The sequence below is a fragment of the Hanamia caeni genome (assembly GCF_003721595.1).
In the GTDB taxonomy this organism is placed as follows: domain Bacteria; phylum Bacteroidota; class Bacteroidia; order Chitinophagales; family Chitinophagaceae; genus Ginsengibacter; species Ginsengibacter caeni.
On record NZ_RJJR01000004.1, the window covers coordinates 58,504 to 77,870 of the forward strand.

Sequence of the window (19,367 nt, forward strand, 5' to 3'; positions counted from 1 at the left end):
ATGCCGGCCAGAGCTGAAGCAAAGATATGCTATACAAGCCGATGGCTTCCCGAATAAAAATTTGAATTATTTACTGATTTACTGCGATGAGCGGGTTAAGAATGGCAACAAGTTGTTATAAAATGGTTGAATTCTGCAGCACATGTAATCATTTAAAAATCATGAATTAATTTTGCAGGGTTTAGAAAAGGCAGAGGATGAATCTTGATGTGCTGATGAATATGTATTCCAATGATTCCCGCATTTTTTCAATTGCGGACAGGATAGTATTGCCCGGGCCACAACATTTACACCTTTCAGGCCTCGCCGGCAGCGCCTCCCAGTTTGTTTTTTCGGCAATATTTAATCATTTTAATGCATCATCGCTCAATCATCTCGTAATATTAAGGGATGCAGAAGAAGCGGCTTATTTTCATAATACGGTCGAAAACTTAACGGGAGCGCTCGATATTTTTTATTTCCCTTCTTCTTTTAAAACCAGGAAAAACTTCCAGCAGCTAAACAGCAGCCACGTGATGCTGAGAACGGAAGCCTTAACCAAACTCAGCCGTGGCGGAAATAAAAAAGTTCTCATAACCTATAGCGAAGCGCTTTCAGAAAAAGTGGTTTTGTCAAAATCGCTTTCGGAAAATATCATTTCATTCAGGCAGGGCGAATCCATAAAGATTGATGAACTGCTTGCCCGCTTTGTTAATTATGGCTTCAGCCGTGCTGATTTTGTGTACGAGCCGGGCCAGTTTGCGGTGCGCGGTGGCATTCTTGATATTTACTCCTACGGAAACGAAAAGCCTTACCGCATAGAATTATTTGGCGATGAGATTGACAGCATCCGTCTTTTCGATCCTGAAACCCAGCTAAGCGAGCGTAAATTAAAAGAGGTAAATATTATACCCAATGTGGAAACACAGTTTAGCGCCGGCGAAAAAGTTTCTTTGTTAAATTTCTTGCCCGAAAATACCATCGTGTGGACCGAAGATTGGGATTTTATTCAGCAGGTAATTCAGCAGCAACAGAAAGAGATTGAAGAATTTATCGCTAGTCCACCCAAAAGCACGGCTAATGAAGAAGTGGATTTGAATGAAATAAAAAATATTTCAGAAAGCGATTTTGTTTATGCCAATGTTTTGGAAAAGCAAATTGCGGGGCGCCACACTATTGAATTTGGAAAAAGCAACTATTTTTCTAAAAATGATTCCATTCATTTTTCGGTTCAACAGCAGCCCGCATTTAACCGCCGCTTTAATTTGCTGATTGAAAACCTGAAATCATTCGAGGCAAAAAAATACAACCTTTTCATTTTTGCTGAAAATCCAAAGCAACTGGAAAGATTACATTCCATTTTTAGTGATCAAAACACGGAAATAAATTTTGTTCCGATACCAGCTTCGATACATGAGGGATTTGTAGATAACGATTTAAAAATTGTATGCTATACCGATCATCAAATTTTTCAACGATATCATAAATACCGCGTTAAGCAGGCGTTCAGCAAGAATAAAGCGCTCACGTTAAAAATGCTCCGCGAATTGCAGCCAGGGGATTTTGTTACACATATCGATCACGGCGTGGGCATTTTCAGTGGCTTGCAAAAGATTGAAAGTAATGGCGTAGTGCAGGAGGCAGTCCGTATTCTTTATAAAGACCGCGATCTTCTGTATGTAAACATTTCTTCTCTCCATAAAATCAGTAAATACAGCGGAAAAGAAGGAACGGTTCCCAAGATGAACAAACTGGGCAGCGACGTTTGGAACAAATTAAAAGATAAGACCAAAAAGCAGGTAAAAGATATTGCTACCGATCTCATCAAATTGTATGCGGAACGAAAAAGCCATAAAGGTTTTGCACATTCCCGGGATAATTATATGCAGACTGAACTGGAAGCGTCATTTCTGTTTGAAGATACACCCGACCAGAGTAAAGCTGTGGCCGACGTGAAAGCAGACATGGAAAAAGAATCGCCGATGGATCGCCTGATTTGCGGCGATGTCGGATTTGGAAAAACTGAAGTAGCTATCCGTGCGGCGTTTAAAACCAACCTTGATGGCAAGCAGGCAGCTATCTTAGTGCCCACTACTATTTTGGCTTATCAGCACTTTAAAACTTTCAGCGAGCGGCTGCATGATTATCCTGTTGTGGTGGATTATTTGAACCGGTTTAAGTCGTCAAAAGAAAAAAAGGAAACGCTGGAAAAACTAAAGGAGGGAAAAATTGATATTATCATCGGAACACACGCTTTACTTGGCAAAGACGTAAAGTTTAAGGATTTGGGATTGATGGTGATAGACGAAGAACAAAAATTTGGAGTATCAGCGAAGGAGAAATTAAAACAATTACGGACGACAGTAGATTCATTAACATTAACCGCGACGCCAATTCCAAGAACTTTGCAATTCAGCCTGATGGGCGCCCGCGACCTCAGTATCATCAATACTGCACCGCCAAACAGGCAGCCTATTCAAACAGAAGTTCATGTCTTTGACCAGGATTTTATAAGGGATGCCATTTATTATGAAGTAGAAAGAGGCGGACAGGTTTTTATTATTCACAACCGCGTACACGGTTTGCAGGAAATGAAAACGCTGGTGCAAGGCCTGTGTCCTGATTTAAATATTGCCTATGCACATGGCCAGTTGGAAGGCGCTAAACTGGAACAAACGATTCTTGATTTTATCGATCATAAATATGATGTATTAATTTGCACCAACATTGTGGAAAGCGGCGTTGATATTCCGAATGTAAATACCATCATCGTAAATAATGCACATCATTTTGGCCTCAGTGATTTGCACCAGCTAAGAGGCAGAGTAGGGCGCAGCAATAAGAAAGCATTTTGCTATTTGCTGGCGCCTCCGATGAGCACGTTAACTGCTGACAGCCGCAAAAGATTAACCACGTTAGAACAATACAGCGACCTTGGAAGCGGCTTCCAGATTGCCATGCGCGATTTAGATATCCGTGGGGCCGGAAATATGCTTGGAGGTGAGCAAAGCGGCTTTATTGCTGAAATTGGGTTTGATATGTATCAAAAAATTCTGGATGAAGCGATTCGTGAATTAAAAAGAAATGAGTTTAAAGAAGTGTTCAAAGAAGAGAACCGGAAAGAAGATGATTTTGTTTCAGATTGCACCATTGATACCGACCTGGAGATACTGATTCCGGATAATTATGTAGAAAATATAACCGAACGGTTGAGTCTTTACTCAAGGCTTGATAATTGTGAAAATGAAGAAGAACTACAAACACTGCATAAAGAAATGGCGGATCGTTTTGGCCCTGTGCCGCATGAAGTGGAAGATCTTTTTACTACAGTGCGGTGCCGTAAAATTGCGCTTGAGCTTGGGTTCGAAAAATTGATTCTTAAAAGCCAGGTATTGAAATGCTATTTTATTGCCAACCCGGAATCGCCATATTTTACCAGCCAAACCTTTGGCGGAATCCTGAATTTTATACAAACCAAAACCAACAAAGCTAAATTGAAGCAGTCGGGCAGAAATGGAATTTTGGTGGTCCAGGATATCAAAACTATGAGCGGATTATACAGGTTCTTACAACAAATGCAATTAAATTTAGCAGAAGAAGTACACAATTAAATTTATATTTTTTCATCCGGTAACTGGTAAGAAAGATGTGCAAAGATGAAATAAAAACTAATAAATGGTAACGTGGCAGGAAATATTATTTCGTCTTTTTCTGGCGGCAGTTTTTGGCGCCCTGATTGGCTTAGAGCGTGAAAGGAAGGACTGGACGGCGGGCATGCGTACCCACATGATGGTTTGCCTTGGTTCTGCCTTAATCATGCTGGTTTCTTCTTTTGGCTTTGCTGATATTTTGGGCACAAAAAATGTAGAACTTGACCCCTCAAGGGTGGCGGCGCAGGTAATCAGTGGTATTGGGTTTATCGGTGCAGGTACCATCTTATTTCTTCAGCAGGGCAGAATCAGGGGACTTACTACTGCTTCAGGGTTGTGGACTGTTGCAGCAATTGGTTTGGCCACGGGCGGCGGAATGTATTTTGCCGCGGCAGTTACTACTATTTTTGCTATCGTTATTTTATGGGCTTTGCAGCCTTTGGAAAACAGGATAAAAAAGAAATTTTCGAAAAGAACCCTGCGGATTGAAACCACCGAAATTGCAAATCCCAATTTGATTTTGAACAAAATGAGCAGTTTTGATTTTATCAATTTTTCAAACTTTTCCATTGACAAAACTGATGAAGGTTTTATCATACAACTGCGGTTTGAAAATTTGAATATGGAAAAGCTGGAGCTCATTACCAAAGAATTTGAAAATGACAGGTCGATAAAAAAGATTTTGTGGAATAAGTAATGTGATAGCCTTTACTTTCTATTCATTTGATGTGTTCATACCAGTAAAGGCATAAATAATCCCATATTTTATTTTATCTCAGGCAGTATGGCTATAATTATTGCCGGGCTCATTCAAAACATTTTCTATCCGTTCGTGCAAGGTTTCAAAATCAGTGAAACCCTGCGCTACAAGATAAAATTTTGACTCAGTTAATTGAATAAATACTGCGGGAAAACCAGTAACGTTTAATTGTTTGCACAAGGCAAATTCATAATGCGCCTTTTCTTTGTATTCCTCATCATACAGCTTCTCATAAAATTCTTCTTCGGGAATATTGTATTTATCTAAAAGCAAACGATACGCTTCATCATCAGTAAGATCACGCCCTTCAAAATGAAGCGCATACTGCAAATCAGCAGCAAAGCTTACCTGCAGTTGCGGATAGTATTCTTTAAAAATGCACAAGGCGATTGCCGGTTTTTCTGAATGAGGGAACCAGTCGCTTATTTCAGGATGGCGAATATGCCATAGATAATCTTCGCCAAATTTAATTCCTGCAATTTCTTCTATGCGCGGATAGCTTTCTTCAGTGTATTTTGCCGTAGCGCTGATGGAAACAGGTTGTGCGGGTAAAATCATTCCACCTGAAAGCACTTCAAAATCCAGTTTATTTTTATATTCAGAATAAATTTTTTTCATTACCTGGCTGAAGCCGTAGCACCAGCCGCAATAAGCATCGTAACAATATATTAAATTGGCCATATAACTAAAACTGGGCAATAAACCTGCCGGAATTCAACAAATAAAGTATAACGAAACTAATTGAAAAGAGCTATCCGATTATAAACCGCCGGAGTTTTTATGGCATTCAACCACCTTTTACATTGCTACAATTACATTTGCAATTATGGCTCAAAAGAAATTACAAAGATTTGGGGAAATAAAAGCCTTTGCCAATGTGTTGGAATATCCTACCGATATGAAAGGCAAATGGAATATTTTTTTTAGAAATGAAAACCCAATCGTTTTGGAACTGGCCTGCGGCAAAGGCGAATACACTACAGGGCTCGCTCAATTATATCCTCAAAAAAATTTCATCGGCGTTGATGTAAAAGGCAACCGCCTGTGGGCAGGCGCAAGATTTGCGTTGCAAAACGGGTTGAATAATGTGGCTTTTTTAAGAACGCAGATCGATAAAATCAACCATTATTTTTCTGCAAATGAGGTGGACGAAATCTGGATCACCTTCCCTGATCCGCAATTGAGAATTTCGAAAGCGAAAAAAAGATTAACGCATCCGAAATTTTTAAGACTATACCAGCAAATTGTTACACCAGGCGCAAAGATTCATTTGAAAACCGACTCTCCGGATTTGTACGAATTTACCAAACTGGTGATCCGGCTTTACGGCCTGCAGGTGATTGCAGACATTGGCGATGTGTATAAAATGGAAAAGCTCACTGAGGAGTTGGCCATAAAAACCCATTATGAAAAGCTGGACATTGCCAAAAGCAATTGCATTTTTTACCTCAGTTTTTGCTTACCGGAAAGGCTGCCGGAAAATGATGAGGAGCTTAAGAAGATTCTTTCTGAAAAATATCCTGCAAAATAAAATTCGCCTTGGAACCAGCTTTACTGCAACTCATTCTCTTAGCAAAGTTTCTACAGATTAGTTTTCGTGTATATATGCCAGTTATGCTGATTTGTTTTTGTAGTAAATGAAGAAATATCGCGGATTTTATTTTTTTAACCGGGCAAAGTCAGTTTAAATTTATTGATGAAGATGAAAGGGGAACTGAATTAAGACAGGGCATTTTGTTATGAAAATGAGTGTAAAAGAATGCCTATTTTTGAGAAAGAAAAAATAAACTATGAACACAGAATTAAATAATCCCGATTTGAATGAACAACAGGTTTTGATGCTTCGCTTATTAAAAAAGCCGCTGCCTGAGGAAGATTTTAGCCAAATGCGCAGGCTTGCCGTACAACTATTGGCCAAACAAATTGAAAATGTTACCGACAGGTGGGAATTAGAAAATAATTTTACTGAAGAAACCTACGAAAAATTAAGCAAAGGGCATTTTCGCTCAAAATCTTCTAAATAGGCACAATGAGGATTGTTTTGGATTCAAACGTTTTGCTGGTGGCTTTGGGTAAACGTAGCCGGTATAAATTAATATGGCAGGCCTTTATAGAAGGCGTATATAAAGTTGTTGTATCCGAAGATATTTTACACGAATATGAGGAAATTCTTATGGAGCATGCTGCTCCCGGTATTGCTGACCTGGTATTAGAATCTTTCGTTGAATCACCCGATGTAATTATCAGCGTATCTTCTACAATTGGAACGCAATTGTCACCGATCCTGATGATAATAAATTTTTCGATGCAGCCGTTGCCGGCAAGGCAGACTTTATAGTAACTAATGATGCGCACTTTAATGAAGCAAAGAAATTTGAATTTCCTAATGTTAATATAATCAGCGCAGATGAATTTTTGGAGATATTGAAAAGAGAAAAATTATAACTATTGCTGCTTTTTAAAACAAAATTCTATAAAAACTAAAGCCCATCATAATAAAAATTCTCCTTAAAATCTGCTTTACTGCAAGTCGTTAAGCGATACACCTGCCTGGTGTTCTATTATAAACGGAATAAGCGTTTCCAACTCCACGCCTGCGCGGGAACAGGCATCTGCAATTTCTTCTCTTGATACATTGGCTGCAAAAGATTTTTCTTTCAATCTTTTTTTAACGCCCTTTAATTCCATTCCTTCATACCCGTTGGGCCGCATTAAAGAATAAGCATGAATTAATCCTGATAACTCATCAAAGGCGTACAACATTTTATCCATGCGGGTTTCAGGTTCCACACCAAAATGATTCGGGCCGTGTGAAGCGATCGCATGAATGATTTCAGGGTCAACATTCCTTCTTTCCAGCTCTTCAATTATTTTTTTGCAATGCTCGCCGGGCCATTGGTCCCAATCTGCATCGTGCAGTAGTCCGGCCATTTCCCAGCGCCATTGCCCTTCTTCACCGAGGCCTTCTTTTTCGGCGGCCCAGCATTTCATCAGGTGTGATACCTGTAGCATGTGAAGGCGCAGTTTGTCATTCAACACCCATTCTTTCAGCAATAAGTTTGCTTCTTCTTTTGAAAGCGTTTTTCCTGTGTTGGCAACATCTCCAAATTTGTTCCTGTTGAGTAGGAGGCTCATAATAATCGTTTTTTTAAAGGTGGCATTTTTTTGATTCATTTCAAGAAACAAGCAAAATTGGTCGAAATTCGAAAAGAATTTATTTTTAAACTTCAAAATTCTTTCCTTTGCTCCAATGTCTTTATTTATTACTTCTCTTAACTCCGGAAGCAACGGCAATTGCTATTATGTAGGAAATGAAACCGAAGCTGTTTTGGTAGATGTGGGCATTTCATGCCGCGAAGTAGAAAAAAGAATGAAACGGCTTGGATTGCTGATGGAAAACATCAAAGCAGTTTTTATTTCGCACGAACATTCTGACCATATTTATGGATTATGCGGCCTGGTAAAAAAATATTGCTTACCCGTCTATATTACTGAATCAACCATGCAAAACGGAAGGCTGGTGTTTGATCAAACGTTGATAAAGGTTTTTGTGGCGCATGAGCCGGTATTTATCGGCAATCTGTCCGTGGTAGCTTTTCCTAAGTTTCATGATGCGGCAGACCCATACAGTTTTGTAGTTGAGTGCGAAAAAGTAGCTGTAGGGATATTTACGGATATTGGTAAAGCATGTAAAAATGTGATCCATTATTTCAAACAATGCCATGCGGCTTTCCTGGAAGCGAATTATGATGAAGAGATGTTGCAAAGAGGAAATTATCCTTTCCATCTTAAGAAAAGAATATCGGGAGGCATGGGCCATTTGAGCAATCACGAAGCGCTGGACATTTTTATCCACCACCGGCCACCCTTCATGAGCCATCTGCTTTTATCACATCTTTCAAAAAATAATAACTCGCCGGAGCTGGTGCAGAAAATTTTTGACGCTCATGCCGATAGCGTTCAAATCATTGTTGCTTCGCGCTACAATGAAACCAGCGTCTTCCGGATTTGTGCTGATCGTTTGCCGCATAAAATAGCGACATATGCAATGATAAAAAAATCTTGTTCTACGCAGCTCTCCTTTGAGTTTGCATAATAATGGCACAATATTTAATGCTTAATTTCATACCTAAATTTTTGAAAAATTATGGAAGATAAAGACCATACACCCCATAAGAAAGATTCTGAAATAAAGAAAACAGACGAGCATAAAAGAGCTGAAGAAGCGTTTGAGCAGGCGGAAGAAGATATTGAAAAAGATCCGGAATTAAATTTAGACAACCTATCCGATTTAGATGAAGGAGAGCTCGCAAGAAAAGAAGGCCATCCATAAATCACACAGGTAAGCCATCTTTTCCGTTTCGGCGCCCATGTTTTTAAACCGGCAGCCGTATTTTTTTAATATGATTTCATGAAATTACCTCCTTCACTCAGGGCGCTGCAATACCGGAATTTTCAATTGTATATGGGAGGGCAGTCTATTTCTTTGATAGGCACCTGGATGCAGAGAATAGCCGTGAGTTGGCTGGTTTTTGAAATGACTCATTCCGCCTTTATGTTAGGCCTGGTTGCTTTTGCCAGCCGCATTCCCATGATGTTTTTATCGCCTTATGCAGGCGCTTATGTTGACAGGCACAGCCGCTACAAAACGCTTTTAGTTACACAGTTTGCTTCGATGCTGCAGGCCGGCTTACTGGCTTTTGCGGTACTTTCCAATCATTATACTATAGTTACCATTATTGCTTTAAGCGTAATGCTCGGTATTATTAATGCTTTTGATGCACCCTCGCGGCAATCGCTGATGATCGTGCTTGTTCAAAATAATAATGATTTGCCAAATGCCATCGCGCTGAATTCTACCATGGTAACGCTGGCCCGGCTGGTAGGCCCCGCGGTGGCAGGCATTTTGTTAAGTACGGTTGGCACAGGCATTTGCTTTCTTATTAATTTTTTGAGTTTTATCGCTGTGATTACCACCCTGTTTTTAATGAAAATTAAAATACCTGCAAAAATTAAGCACACAGAAAAAATCTGGAAAAATCTTGGCCAGGGATTTACTTATTTAAGGCAACATCCGGGTTTAAAGCATGCTATCCTGCTGATGGCTATTATGAGTTTTTTGATAATGCCTTACACCACCTTGCTTCCTATTTATGCAAAAAATATTTTTAAAGGCGACGTTACCACCTTTAGCTGGCTCAATATTATTTCAGGCCTGGGCGCGCTGATGGGCGCTATTTACGTAGCGCGATTAAGGCCGGGAAAGAATTTATTAAAAGTAATTATTGGCGCGGGGCTGCTTCTTTGCGTCAGCCTTGTTTTGTTTTCCTATATTACTTACCTGCCGGTTTCCTTCATCCTTATTATGGTAGGCGAAGCGGGTTTGCTTACTTTTATCGCATCCACCAATACATACTTGCAAACGAATGTGGATGAAAATATGCGGGGCCGGGTGATAAGCTATTATGTAATGGCTTTTGGAGGCATGCTTCCAATCGGCAGCCTTGTTACAGGTTTGCTGGCTCACCTTACCAGTGCGCCTTTTACTATTTTGGTAGAAGGTTTGATAGGAATGATTACGTTGGTGGCTTTTATTCCTGCATTTAAGAGAACGACAAAGAACAACACACACAGCCATTAATTATGATGTATTCCAATCAGTAAGTTCATGAAAAATAGTAACCGCAAAAATTCAGTATGGTTCGAAATAATGCTGGTACTTCTTACGTGTGTGGCCGGCAGCGTAGACGTGATGAGCTACTACCGCCTTGGCAATGTTTTTACAGCGAACATGACGGGTAATACAGTATTGCTGGGGCTTTCCATCGGGCAGGGAAATGCGGCTTCCTCGTTCCACCAGATAGCAGCGCTTGCCGGTTTTTTTTCAGGAGCGTTAATGGGCGCTTATATCGTGGAAAATACGAAAAAGGGTTGGTCCAATTATATTACAATTAGCCTATCTATAGAAACCACCATCGTTTTTATACTGGTATATATTTGGTTTTTTGAGGGCAAAATGATTAGTGGTTTTGCGTTGTATGTATCCATTATTTTGGCGGGATTGGCTATGGGGATTCAAAGCGCTACTATTCGGCACTTAAATATTCCCGGCATCATCACCACGTTTCTTACCGGTACCATTACATCAATAGGCATGAGTATGGTTAAAGGAATAAAAAGCGGATTCAACAAAAAAGTAAAAAGAGCCAATCCCGCGGTGCCCAGCCCAAAAACTTTAGAGCAAAGAATCGAATTGCAAGTCATTGTTTTTATGGCTTATGCAGGCACCGCTGTTTTTACAGGGTGGATGGAGTTTCACCGGCCGCGATTTTTACCCCTTCTTCCCTTAATTCTGGTGATTAGTGTTTTGCTCATCGTGGTAAAGCAACCCGGCCATCCGCATCTGCAAAGTAACGAAGTAGAAGAAGGATAAATGATGCCAATCTCAGTAAACCGGCAAATACTGCAATTTCTTATTTTGCAGCAATGGCCTTCCCGATTCGCTCTAAGACGATTTGCATTTGTTGAAAAACCTGGTGGTAATCGGGCAATTCTTTAGAAGTATAGATAAAAAAAACAACGAGTTGCTGGCCGGTGGAAATTAATTGTTCTGATAAATAATTTTTTTGCACACGATAGCTTTCGCGCATCAATCTTTTAACACGATTTCGTTCCACTGCCTTCTTAAAATTTTTACTGCTCACGGCAAAGCCTGCTTTTAAGGCGAAATCCTGCTTTTCCACCGGTAAATAAATTGCCTTTATCGGAAAATTGGAGAATGATTTGCCTTCGTTAAAAAGCTTTTGAATCGTTTTTCTGCTTTTTAATTTTTCCTTTCTTTTAAAAGTGGCCCTGGATGTAATAAGATACGATTGTTAGGTTTAAAATATAATTAAAGATAAAAAAATAGCCCCTGAAAATGGGGCTATCAAAATTATATAAATATCGATTTTATTTTTTTATTTTTTGCTTCCGTGTTCATCAGATACGGTCAGTTTATGGCGCCCTTTTCTTCTGCGGCTTGCCAAAACCTTACGTCCATTAGCAGTTGACATCCGCTCCCTGAAACCGTGAACGCTTTTGCGGCGGCGCTTATGCGGCTGGTAAGTACGTTTTTTCCCTGGCATTGTTAAATGTTTTTCCTTTTAGTAAAAATTGTTTCTGTCATTATCAGCCGGGCACCATCCCTGCTGGTTGTGAAAGGGCTGCAAAAGTAATAAAAGATTTTAACTTTTTTAGATACTGGTAATTATAATTTGCTAATTATTTCAAAATTGGCAGAGATGTAAGCCTTAAAAGCTTTTTCCTGCGGTAAAGGTTTGGAATAAGGCGAACCATAGTATTTTTTGATGAAAGACTTACCTTCTGTGGCGGCTTTTCATATATTTTTCATGAATTATTTCTTCCATAGGTTTATCGTACACCTTGCTTTCCACCCATGAAATTACATCCAGGTAGGCAAACGAACGGGTTTCAAAACGGTTTTTTTCAAGATGTTTGATTTTTTTCAGAAACTGCTCCAGTTCAGGCTTTAACAACGATGATTTGACCTTAAAGGAATGGCGCAAAAAAGTAAAAATCGCTTCTTCCACGATGGTTAAATTTTTCATTCTTGCAAAAAACCGATATACGGATTTGATAAGGGATTCTAATATTTCCTCGTTGCCAATTTCATAATGCGAAATCAAATGCATCAGCCGTGCATAACATTGCAAATCATTGCGCAGGCCCTGGTGGTTGTCATTAATTATTTTGTGCAAATAATCAATTGCCCTTGTGTATTCGCCGGCGCCAAAATAAAGCGATGCGAATTTATAATTGAAAACCAGTATGCGATGCATATCCACAAACAATTCGTATTCTTTCAATTTCGCTTCTACCTCCGGAACAATTTTGATTCCCTCGCGAAAATCTCCCTTCATCAAAAACTGGTTGATGCGTGCGCTGTTGATGTAGATGGAGGTATGCGTCCGGAAATTATCATGCTGCCTTGCTGCGGGTGTTTGCGCAAAAGCTTCAAACTGGTCGAGTGTTTTTTGAAAGGCTTTAAAATTTCTTAAATCAAAATGCGCGTTCAGCAGGTTATGCATGCCCTTGATGTAATGGCCGGTTTCTACCGAAATCATATTTTTATTTTCATCATAGAGGCCTATCCATTTTTGGCTGTAGCGGTAATACATCAAAAAATCCTGCCTTATAAAAGCATACCAGCAATAGCTCTGAAATAAATATAATTTTTCGTAAAACCCATTAATAGCATGGCTATCGGCTGGCAAATTATCTTTGAAAAAAGCCCTGATGTCTTTCTCATCTTCCACGTTACGGGCATGCCCGTTTTGTATGTACCATCTATAAAGAAGCAACGCCAGGTTAGATAATTTGGTTACCCGGTCAATATGGCCGCTAATCTGGAGCGATTCCTCGGCAAGGAGCAAAGTTTTATCAACCGAACTCCGGGTAATGTGGAGCGTTTCAATTTTTTTCTCCAAAGAAACCGCCTGCACCAGGAAATTCATTTTCTGGTTAGTTCGGGCCATTTCTTTAGCTTTTTCAAGAATATGCAAGCTTTGGATTTTCAACCCTTTATTATACAAAAGCCGGGCGTTATCTAAGTGTTCACTCAGCTTCAGGTCAATGTTTTCGTTAGTTTTAAGCAATCGCAGGCTGGCAAGCAATTGTTTGTGCAAATGCGCCTTCAAATTGGCCAGTTGTGATTTCGAAATATCTTTTAATGATTTTAAAAGACCTTTTTCATCATATTCAGGCAGTTTATCAATGGCATCAAAAAGGCGAATGATTTTAAGGTCTTGTTTGGACGAACTTCTTTTGATATAAAGTTTAAAATGCCTTTTTTCTGCTTTTTCAAGAGAGTGTACCAACTGGAATAAGGTGTCTGAAAATTGATTGGGCATCATTAAGTGTTTTCGCTGTAATGCTTAACTGCAAACAGTTTGAAAAATAAAAGTTGTCTATGCAATAATATTTTGCCTTTTAAGTTTATTATATTGAAAAGCGAATCCGTTGTAAATTTGTTTCAGAAATAAGTTAATAAAATGGCTTATCCGAAATGGTGACAAATTTCACTATTTTTTCTTCAAGCTGTATGTCAGCGCAAATTTAATTTAAGAGTCTCATATCAAGCAATACGTTAAAAAGCCCCCCTGTTCTCTACAGGGGGACTTGTTTTTTTAACCAATAAATATTTTTAAACATTTTATGAGGCAGCAAAAATACTTTACCGGAAGTATAATGCGTTTCATTGGATACAGTAAACAGGCAAATTCTCCCTATTTTTATTTCATCATTCAATCCACTTTTGCCAATTCTTTCCAGCGGCTGGTATATCGTGGCGAGCGGAATTCGCGTCTCATTTTCCAATCTGTATTAATTCCTGATGAAGCAAATTTTATCACATCATCTCTCATGCTGAAATTGATGTTATCCAAAGTATTCATTAATAATCGCTTGTTTGCGGAATCCGCAGGTTGAAATAAATTAGTTTGAATACAATTTTCGGGGACAAGACCACTGAGCATTACACCTGCTTTTTTATAAACCCGGCCAGGTTCATAAAGTTGGGTAACCATCTTTAAAGCAGGGATAATTAATTCGTTGGTAACAGAGGTGGCTACAGGCAAGGTAGCATACGCACTTATGGTAGCGCCATGACTAAAATTTACGGAAGGGTTTTGCTCTTTGGCTACCATAAATACCTGGATGGCAGAGGCAACGGAATTTTGCCTTCTGAGCTTTTCTGCCGCCCTGGAAGTATACGTAGAAACGGCTTCCTGTATATCGGAAAGCTTTGTGACATTTTTGCCAAACATACGCGTGGTCGCTATCATTTTTTTTATTACCAGTTCTTTTCCCAATTCTATACAAGGTATTCCTCTTAATTCTTTGATAAGCCTTATTCCTACTACGCCGCCCATGTGCGTACGCGCCCATTCTTCCGACATGTTACTCAATTGCCAGGCGTTAGTGATTCCCCAATTGGCCAGTTTTTGGGCATAGGCCCTTCCGACGCCCCAGAGTTCGCTGATACTTGTTTCCTTCAATACTTTCTTTATCAGGTTTTGATCTTGAAGCGTATAAATACAATTGGTGTCAGCTTTATTTTTTTTTGCAAGATGATTGGCAATTTTTGCCAGCGTTTTTGTAGGGGCAATGCCAACAGAAACGGAAACTCCTGTCCACTGCTCCACTGTTTTTCTTAGGTGTAAGGCATGTTCATTAAGAAAATTTTTGTCAACCATGCTCACATCCAAAAAAGCCTCATCCACCGAATACACTTCTACATTTTTTTCGCCGCAAAGCTTTTTTAAAGTTTCCATTACCCGGTAGCTCATATCGCCATATAAATTATAATTCGATGAAAAGGTAGCTACCTGGTGTTTCTCAATTATATCTTTGGCCATAAAAAAAGGGCCTGCCATTTCTACACCCAGTTTTTTTGCTTCATCGCTCCTGGAAATGATGCAGCCATCATTGTTGCTTAACACTACTACCGGCTTTTGAATAAGATCAGGCCGGAAAACCCTTTCGCAGGAACAATAAAAACTGTTGCAGTCAACGATCGCTTTCATGTTTTTTAAAAATGATTTACTGATTTAAGGTTTATGAATTACATAAGTAACCACTCCCCAAATAGCAAAATCTTCACACGTAGCATCAATATTTATCGGCGCCAGTTTATTGGAATCGGCCAGCAGCCTTATCTTATTATTATTTTTCTCAAACCGGCGAATAAGCAGTTCACCATTAAGTACAGCGATAATTACCTTGCCGGTAGCCGCTTTTAATGAGCGGTCAACCACTACGACATCTTCTTTATAAATCCCAGCTTCTTTCATGACATTGCTGTTTACACGCATAAAAAAAGTTGCCGGCTTGTTCCTGATTAGTTCTTCGTTTAAATCAATACCCCGTTCCATATAATCATCAGCAGCCGCGCTAAAACCAGTTGCGTTGGTGCTGTGTATGTTTTGCTGAGAAAATCTTTTGGTGCCGCTGTAAGCGGAATAGTATAATTTATTGGCGTCCATAAAAAAATATTTGTTGTACTAAAAATTTTAGTAAATTTATGCTAAATATTTTAATACAAAAATTTAAATCTATGAACCATCCATCCTTACATGCGGGTATATACCGCTGTCCTTTTTGCGAATACTTGTTAATATTAAAACCGAACACAAATGTAAATGCGAAAGTTTTGCAGGTTAAAGAAGAATTTTCCGGAAAGTTTAAAATTCCACAGGCAAAGTATTCTTATCCACATGTTACATTAGTCAACTTTTTACAATTTAAAATGGTAGAAAATCGGCTGCTAAATCGTTTGGATAATATCGCAATGGGTTATCGTCCGTTTAGAGTGAGCTTGAAAGATTATGGAAGTTTCCCCAGCCATACCGTATTTATAAACATTGAATCAAAACAACAAATCCGAAATCTTGTTAAGGAATTAACAGCGGCACGGCAGTTAATGACTTTGAACAAAGAAAAAAAGCCACATTTTATAGATAATCCTCGCCTTACCGTCGGAAGAAGCTTATTGCCATGGCAATATGAGCAGAGCTGGAACGAATATCAACATAAACATTTCACCGCCAATTTTTTCGCAGAAAGTATGTCTCTTTTGAGAAGACCGCTGGCCATTCAACCGGATGGGAAGATTATACCAGGAAAATATCAAAACGTGATGCAATTCAATTTTATCAATTTACCGGGCACAAAACAGGGTGAATTATTTGCATAAACACCCGATGCTTTTTTAGAAAAAATCATTACGTGTAAAACGACAAAAGAAGATGAAAAAAGAATTAAAACACGATCATTTCAAAGTGTCGCGTCAAAAACCCGAGGAAAGTGAAGAATATTTATCAGGCCGCGGCGCACAATTTAATACAGCAAACCGCTTTCTTAAAAACCAGGAAGTAAAAGAAGAAATTGAAGCAATTGATGAATGGGACAATGGAAACGTAGCCACGCAATATTTGGAACAGCAGGTAAAAAGTATTGTAAACAAAGTAGAAAGTCCTGACCTGGGAATGATGTATAGCATGAATCCTTATGCAGGTTGCGAGCATGGATGCATTTATTGTTATGCGCGCAATGTTCATGAATACTGGGGCTACAGCGCCGGGCTGGATTTTGAAAGAAAGATTATCGTAAAAGTAAACGCACCGCAGGTGCTTCAAAAAACTTTCATGAATTCAAAATGGGAATCGCACCCGATCATGTTAAGTGGCAATACGGATTGTTATCAGCCGGCAGAACAAAAGTATAGATTAACCCGAGGGCTGCTTGAGGTTTGCAATAAGTTTAATCAGCCGGTCGGAATTCTTACTAAAAATTCATGGATCATCAAAGACAAAGACATTTTGCAGGAAATGGCTGAAAAAAATTTGGTAACGGCGATGGTTTCTATCACCTCCTTCAATGAAGGATTACGCAGAGTAATGGAGCCGAGAACGGCAACGGCATTGCAACGTTTGAAAGTAATTGAGGAATTGAGCAATGCCGGCATTCGTATGGGCGTGATGATGGGACCGATGATTCCCGGGCTGAATGAACATGAGATGCAACGGATTATGAAGGAAGCAAGTGATGCGGGGGCAAAATTTACTGCATACACTTTTATACGGTTAAATGGCGCTATCAAATTTTTGTTCCATGATTGGTTGTATAAAAATTTTCCTGACCGTGCTGATAAGGTGTGGCATTTGATAGAGGGAAGCCATAATGGAAAAGTGAACGATACCCGCTGGGGCCTGCGCATGAGGGGTGAAGGAAATATCGCCGACCTGGTCAGCCAGCAATATAAAAAATATGGTAAACTCTATCACATGAATGAAGACAGATGGGAAATGAATACTACCGATTTCAGAAGGCCGGGAGAGCAGGGGAAATTATTTTAAATCTTTGAAAGTATTCTACAAATCCACATGCTGTGAATTCACCTTTGTTCCAAAAAATATTTGGGAATGTTGGTCAAAGTCAGGCGCTGAGTCAGTAGTATAAAATTGCAGTTGCCCGGTTTTGCTGCATTTGTCTTTTATTTCGGGATGGCGTTCCAAATAGTCTGCAAGGCTATCAGCCACTATCTTGCCCTGGGAAATTACCTGGTAATCCGCGGGCAAATAGGTTTTTATTTTATTTAATAACAATGGATAATGCGTGCAAGCCAATAGAACGGTGTCTATTCCGGGATCGGTGTTAAGCAAACTATTCAAATCTTTTTGGATAAAATAATCGGCGCCTTCAGAATCATATTCATTGTTTTCTACCAAAGGCACCCACATTGGGCAGGCATGCTGGAAAATTTCTGCTTGAGGAAAAAACTTTTTTATTTCAATAGGATAAGAATCTGACTTGACAGTACCCTTCGTTCCAAGCACTCCGATTTTTTTCGTTTTTGAATAATTGCCAATTATTTCAGCAGTTGGCCTTATCACTCCGAGTACTCTTTTTTGGGCATTATAACCAGGAAGATATTTCAGCTGGATGGTTCTTAATGCCTTTGCAGAGGCTGTGTTGCATGCAAGAATAATCAGCGGGCAGCCTTTTAAAAAAAGCCATTTCACACATTCGATCGTGTATTCATAAACTGTTTCGAAAGAGCGTGTGCCATAAGGCGTTCTGGCATTATCGCCCAGGTAAATAAAATCATATTCCGGGAGACGATGTTTTATTTCTTTCAAAACGGTCAGTCCACCATATCCTGAGTCGAAAACGCCAATCGGAGCTGTCATCATTTGTCAAAAGTAAGAAGCCACCCGTTTAATTGGGTGGCTTCTTAAAATAAAAATATTAATTATTTATGGCTTTGCTGGAGCTGCGGTAGCGGCTGGTTGTTTTAAACCCAGCTTTTTAATTACCAACGGACCGATGTCATTTCCCGGAGGCATTACAATCAAAGCTTCTTTTGGCATAATATAAGTGTAGCTATTTTCTTTGGCTACGGCTTCAATAGCATCCTGCAATTTCTTTTGAATAGGAGCTGAAAGTTCCTGTCTTTTTTGTGCAAACAGATCCTGGATTCTCTGGCTTTCACCGGCAAGCTCCTGCTGTTGTTTCTGAAGATCATTTCTTCGTACTTCTTTCATGCTGGCGCTGAGCGTGGCTGAATCTTTTAAAAATTTTTGAATGGCATCGTTCAGGGCCTGTTGCTTTTCCTGCGCATTCTGATAAAGAGATTGCTGGTATTGATCAAGTTGACTTTGCACAGTAGCTGCTTCAGGCATTAACTGAATAATTTCATCAGCGCTAATATATCCAATCTTTTGAGCGTTAGTCGTCATTGAAATTCCGAATATTCCGGCGGAAATAAAAAGGAACGTTAGAAATTTTTTCATTTTTGTTTTTGTGGTTTGTTTTTATATAGTGTTTAAAATTTTACTTTCGGCTGCACGCGATATCTTGTTTTACATTTATTTAACACCCAATTCTTTCAGCACATCATCGCTCTTGTCCAGTTTTGGGTCGGCAAATATAACAGTAATTCCATCACTTTTATCTAAAATGAAATCATATAATTTGGCGACCGCTAATTTTTGAATAGCATTATAAATCTTATCCTGTATAGGCTTTATTAATTCTTCCCTCTTCTTAAAAAGATCTCCCTGGTAACCAAATCTTTGACGCTGAAGATCTCTGAGCGCTTTTTCTTTGTTAAAAATTTCGTCTTCGCGTTTTTTCTTTAAATCATCGCTAAGCATTACTTTTTCAGCGTCATAGTCTTTATACATTTTATCCAGTTCTGCTGATTTTTGATCTATTTCCTGCTGCCACATTTTGCTGAATTGATCAAGCTTTTGTTGGGCCTCAGTATATTCAGGCATTTTGTCGAGAATATATTTTGAGTCAATGACGGCATAGCGCTGGGCGAAGCTGCTTAAACCAGTAGCTAAAATAAATATTCCAATAAAAAGTAACTTTTTCATACAATAGGTATTCTTTAAAAAATTATTTCCGTTTTT

The 19,367-nt window shown here is 39.2% G+C and carries 22 protein-coding genes; 12 read left to right on the forward strand and 10 right to left on the reverse strand.

All coding sequences use genetic code 11. The annotated features are described in order from the left end of the window. The first annotated feature begins 197 nt into the window (after positions 1-197). Together mfd and EFY79_RS06285 are read left to right on the forward strand one after the other, a co-directional pair. On the forward strand, positions 198-3,590 hold the full coding sequence (gene mfd / locus EFY79_RS06280) for a transcription-repair coupling factor (protein ID WP_123119840.1): 3,393 nt from the start codon (positions 198-200) through the stop codon (positions 3,588-3,590). A gap of 64 nt (positions 3,591-3,654) precedes the next feature. Further along, positions 3,655-4,326 carry an MgtC/SapB family protein gene (locus EFY79_RS06285; RefSeq protein WP_123119841.1) on the forward strand — a complete coding sequence of 224 codons (672 nt, stop codon included), beginning with the start codon at positions 3,655-3,657 and terminating at the stop codon, positions 4,324-4,326. A 78-nt stretch (positions 4,327-4,404) separates the two neighbouring features. Here the strand turns inward: EFY79_RS06285 and EFY79_RS06290 are convergent, their stop codons facing one another. After that, the gene (locus EFY79_RS06290) at positions 4,405-5,070 is read right to left on the reverse strand and encodes a DsbA family protein (RefSeq protein ID WP_123119842.1); all 666 of its coding nucleotides are present in this window, start codon (positions 5,068-5,070) and stop codon (positions 4,405-4,407) included. 145 nt (positions 5,071-5,215) lie between these two features. Here EFY79_RS06290 and trmB point away from each other — a divergent pair, with 145 nt between their 5' ends. The 4 genes from trmB to EFY79_RS22010 all read left to right on the forward strand — a co-directional run bounded on the left by trmB (position 5,216) and on the right by EFY79_RS22010 (position 6,834). Further along, a complete protein-coding gene (trmB, locus tag EFY79_RS06295; protein ID WP_123119843.1) occupies positions 5,216-5,920 on the forward strand; it encodes a tRNA (guanosine(46)-N7)-methyltransferase TrmB in 705 nt (234 codons plus the stop codon). Positions 5,921-6,179: 259 nt separating this feature from the next. Further along, positions 6,180-6,413 carry a hypothetical protein gene (locus EFY79_RS06300; RefSeq protein WP_123119844.1) on the forward strand — a complete coding sequence of 78 codons (234 nt, stop codon included), beginning with the start codon at positions 6,180-6,182 and terminating at the stop codon, positions 6,411-6,413. A gap of 5 nt (positions 6,414-6,418) precedes the next feature. After that, complete coding sequence (locus tag EFY79_RS06305) at positions 6,419-6,727, forward strand: PIN domain-containing protein (RefSeq protein WP_123119845.1); 309 nt, start codon at positions 6,419-6,421, stop codon at positions 6,725-6,727. Further along, a complete protein-coding gene (locus EFY79_RS22010; protein WP_394338868.1) occupies positions 6,661-6,834 on the forward strand; it encodes a PIN domain-containing protein in 174 nt (57 codons plus the stop codon). Before EFY79_RS06305 ends, EFY79_RS22010 begins: the two co-directional genes overlap by 67 nt. Before the next feature lie 75 nt (positions 6,835-6,909). On the opposite strand, the gene EFY79_RS06315 is transcribed toward EFY79_RS22010, so the two are convergent. Next, the gene (locus EFY79_RS06315) at positions 6,910-7,524 is read right to left on the reverse strand and encodes a hydrolase (protein WP_123120046.1); all 615 of its coding nucleotides are present in this window, start codon (positions 7,522-7,524) and stop codon (positions 6,910-6,912) included. A gap of 115 nt (positions 7,525-7,639) precedes the next feature. On the opposite strand from EFY79_RS06315, the gene EFY79_RS06320 reads away from it, so the two are divergent. The 4 genes from EFY79_RS06320 to EFY79_RS06335 all read left to right on the forward strand — a co-directional run bounded on the left by EFY79_RS06320 (position 7,640) and on the right by EFY79_RS06335 (position 10,822). Next, positions 7,640-8,485 carry an MBL fold metallo-hydrolase gene (locus EFY79_RS06320; RefSeq protein WP_123119846.1) on the forward strand — a complete coding sequence of 282 codons (846 nt, stop codon included), beginning with the start codon at positions 7,640-7,642 and terminating at the stop codon, positions 8,483-8,485. Between the two features lie 51 nt (positions 8,486-8,536). Beyond that, complete coding sequence (locus EFY79_RS06325) at positions 8,537-8,722, forward strand: hypothetical protein (RefSeq protein ID WP_123119847.1); 186 nt, start codon at positions 8,537-8,539, stop codon at positions 8,720-8,722. Between the two features lie 78 nt (positions 8,723-8,800). Next, a complete protein-coding gene (locus EFY79_RS06330; protein ID WP_123119848.1) occupies positions 8,801-10,030 on the forward strand; it encodes an MFS transporter in 1,230 nt (409 codons plus the stop codon). Positions 10,031-10,057: 27 nt separating this feature from the next. Further along, entirely contained in the window at positions 10,058-10,822 is a 765-nt protein-coding gene (locus EFY79_RS06335; protein WP_123119849.1) for a YoaK family protein, read from the forward strand. 40 nt (positions 10,823-10,862) lie between these two features. Here the strand turns inward: EFY79_RS06335 and rnpA are convergent, their stop codons facing one another. The 5 genes from rnpA to EFY79_RS06360 all read right to left on the reverse strand — a co-directional run bounded on the left by rnpA (position 10,863) and on the right by EFY79_RS06360 (position 15,434). Continuing rightward, positions 10,863-11,252 (reverse strand): ribonuclease P protein component, encoded by a 390-nt coding sequence (gene rnpA / locus EFY79_RS06340; protein WP_123119850.1) that lies wholly within the window; start codon positions 11,250-11,252, stop codon positions 10,863-10,865. A gap of 96 nt (positions 11,253-11,348) precedes the next feature. Then, positions 11,349-11,516 (reverse strand): 50S ribosomal protein L34, encoded by a 168-nt coding sequence (gene rpmH, locus EFY79_RS06345; RefSeq protein ID WP_123119851.1) that lies wholly within the window; start codon positions 11,514-11,516, stop codon positions 11,349-11,351. A gap of 231 nt (positions 11,517-11,747) precedes the next feature. Beyond that, complete coding sequence (locus EFY79_RS06350; protein ID WP_123120047.1) at positions 11,748-13,301, reverse strand: hypothetical protein; 1,554 nt, start codon at positions 13,299-13,301, stop codon at positions 11,748-11,750. Positions 13,302-13,694: 393 nt separating this feature from the next. Further along, on the reverse strand, positions 13,695-14,975 hold the full coding sequence (locus tag EFY79_RS06355; RefSeq protein ID WP_123119852.1) for a Y-family DNA polymerase: 1,281 nt from the start codon (positions 14,973-14,975) through the stop codon (positions 13,695-13,697). A gap of 24 nt (positions 14,976-14,999) precedes the next feature. Then, complete coding sequence (locus tag EFY79_RS06360) at positions 15,000-15,434, reverse strand: LexA family protein (RefSeq protein WP_123119853.1); 435 nt, start codon at positions 15,432-15,434, stop codon at positions 15,000-15,002. Between the two features lie 71 nt (positions 15,435-15,505). Here EFY79_RS06360 and EFY79_RS06365 point away from each other — a divergent pair, with 71 nt between their 5' ends. Together EFY79_RS06365 and EFY79_RS06370 are read left to right on the forward strand one after the other, a co-directional pair. After that, positions 15,506-16,144 carry a 2'-5' RNA ligase family protein gene (locus tag EFY79_RS06365; protein WP_123120048.1) on the forward strand — a complete coding sequence of 213 codons (639 nt, stop codon included), beginning with the start codon at positions 15,506-15,508 and terminating at the stop codon, positions 16,142-16,144. 52 nt (positions 16,145-16,196) lie between these two features. Continuing rightward, positions 16,197-17,306: a PA0069 family radical SAM protein gene (locus tag EFY79_RS06370; protein ID WP_123119854.1), complete on the forward strand. Its 1,110-nt coding sequence runs from the start codon at positions 16,197-16,199 to the stop codon at positions 17,304-17,306. 15 nt (positions 17,307-17,321) lie between these two features. On the opposite strand, the gene murI is transcribed toward EFY79_RS06370, so the two are convergent. From murI to EFY79_RS06385, 3 genes are all read right to left on the reverse strand, one after another. Beyond that, positions 17,322-18,143: a glutamate racemase gene (gene murI, locus EFY79_RS06375; RefSeq protein ID WP_123119855.1), complete on the reverse strand. Its 822-nt coding sequence runs from the start codon at positions 18,141-18,143 to the stop codon at positions 17,322-17,324. A gap of 63 nt (positions 18,144-18,206) precedes the next feature. Beyond that, a complete protein-coding gene (locus tag EFY79_RS06380; protein ID WP_123119856.1) occupies positions 18,207-18,743 on the reverse strand; it encodes an OmpH family outer membrane protein in 537 nt (178 codons plus the stop codon). A gap of 75 nt (positions 18,744-18,818) precedes the next feature. Next, a complete protein-coding gene (locus tag EFY79_RS06385) occupies positions 18,819-19,331 on the reverse strand; it encodes an OmpH family outer membrane protein (RefSeq protein ID WP_123120049.1) in 513 nt (170 codons plus the stop codon). Positions 19,332-19,367: the final 36 nt, after the last annotated feature.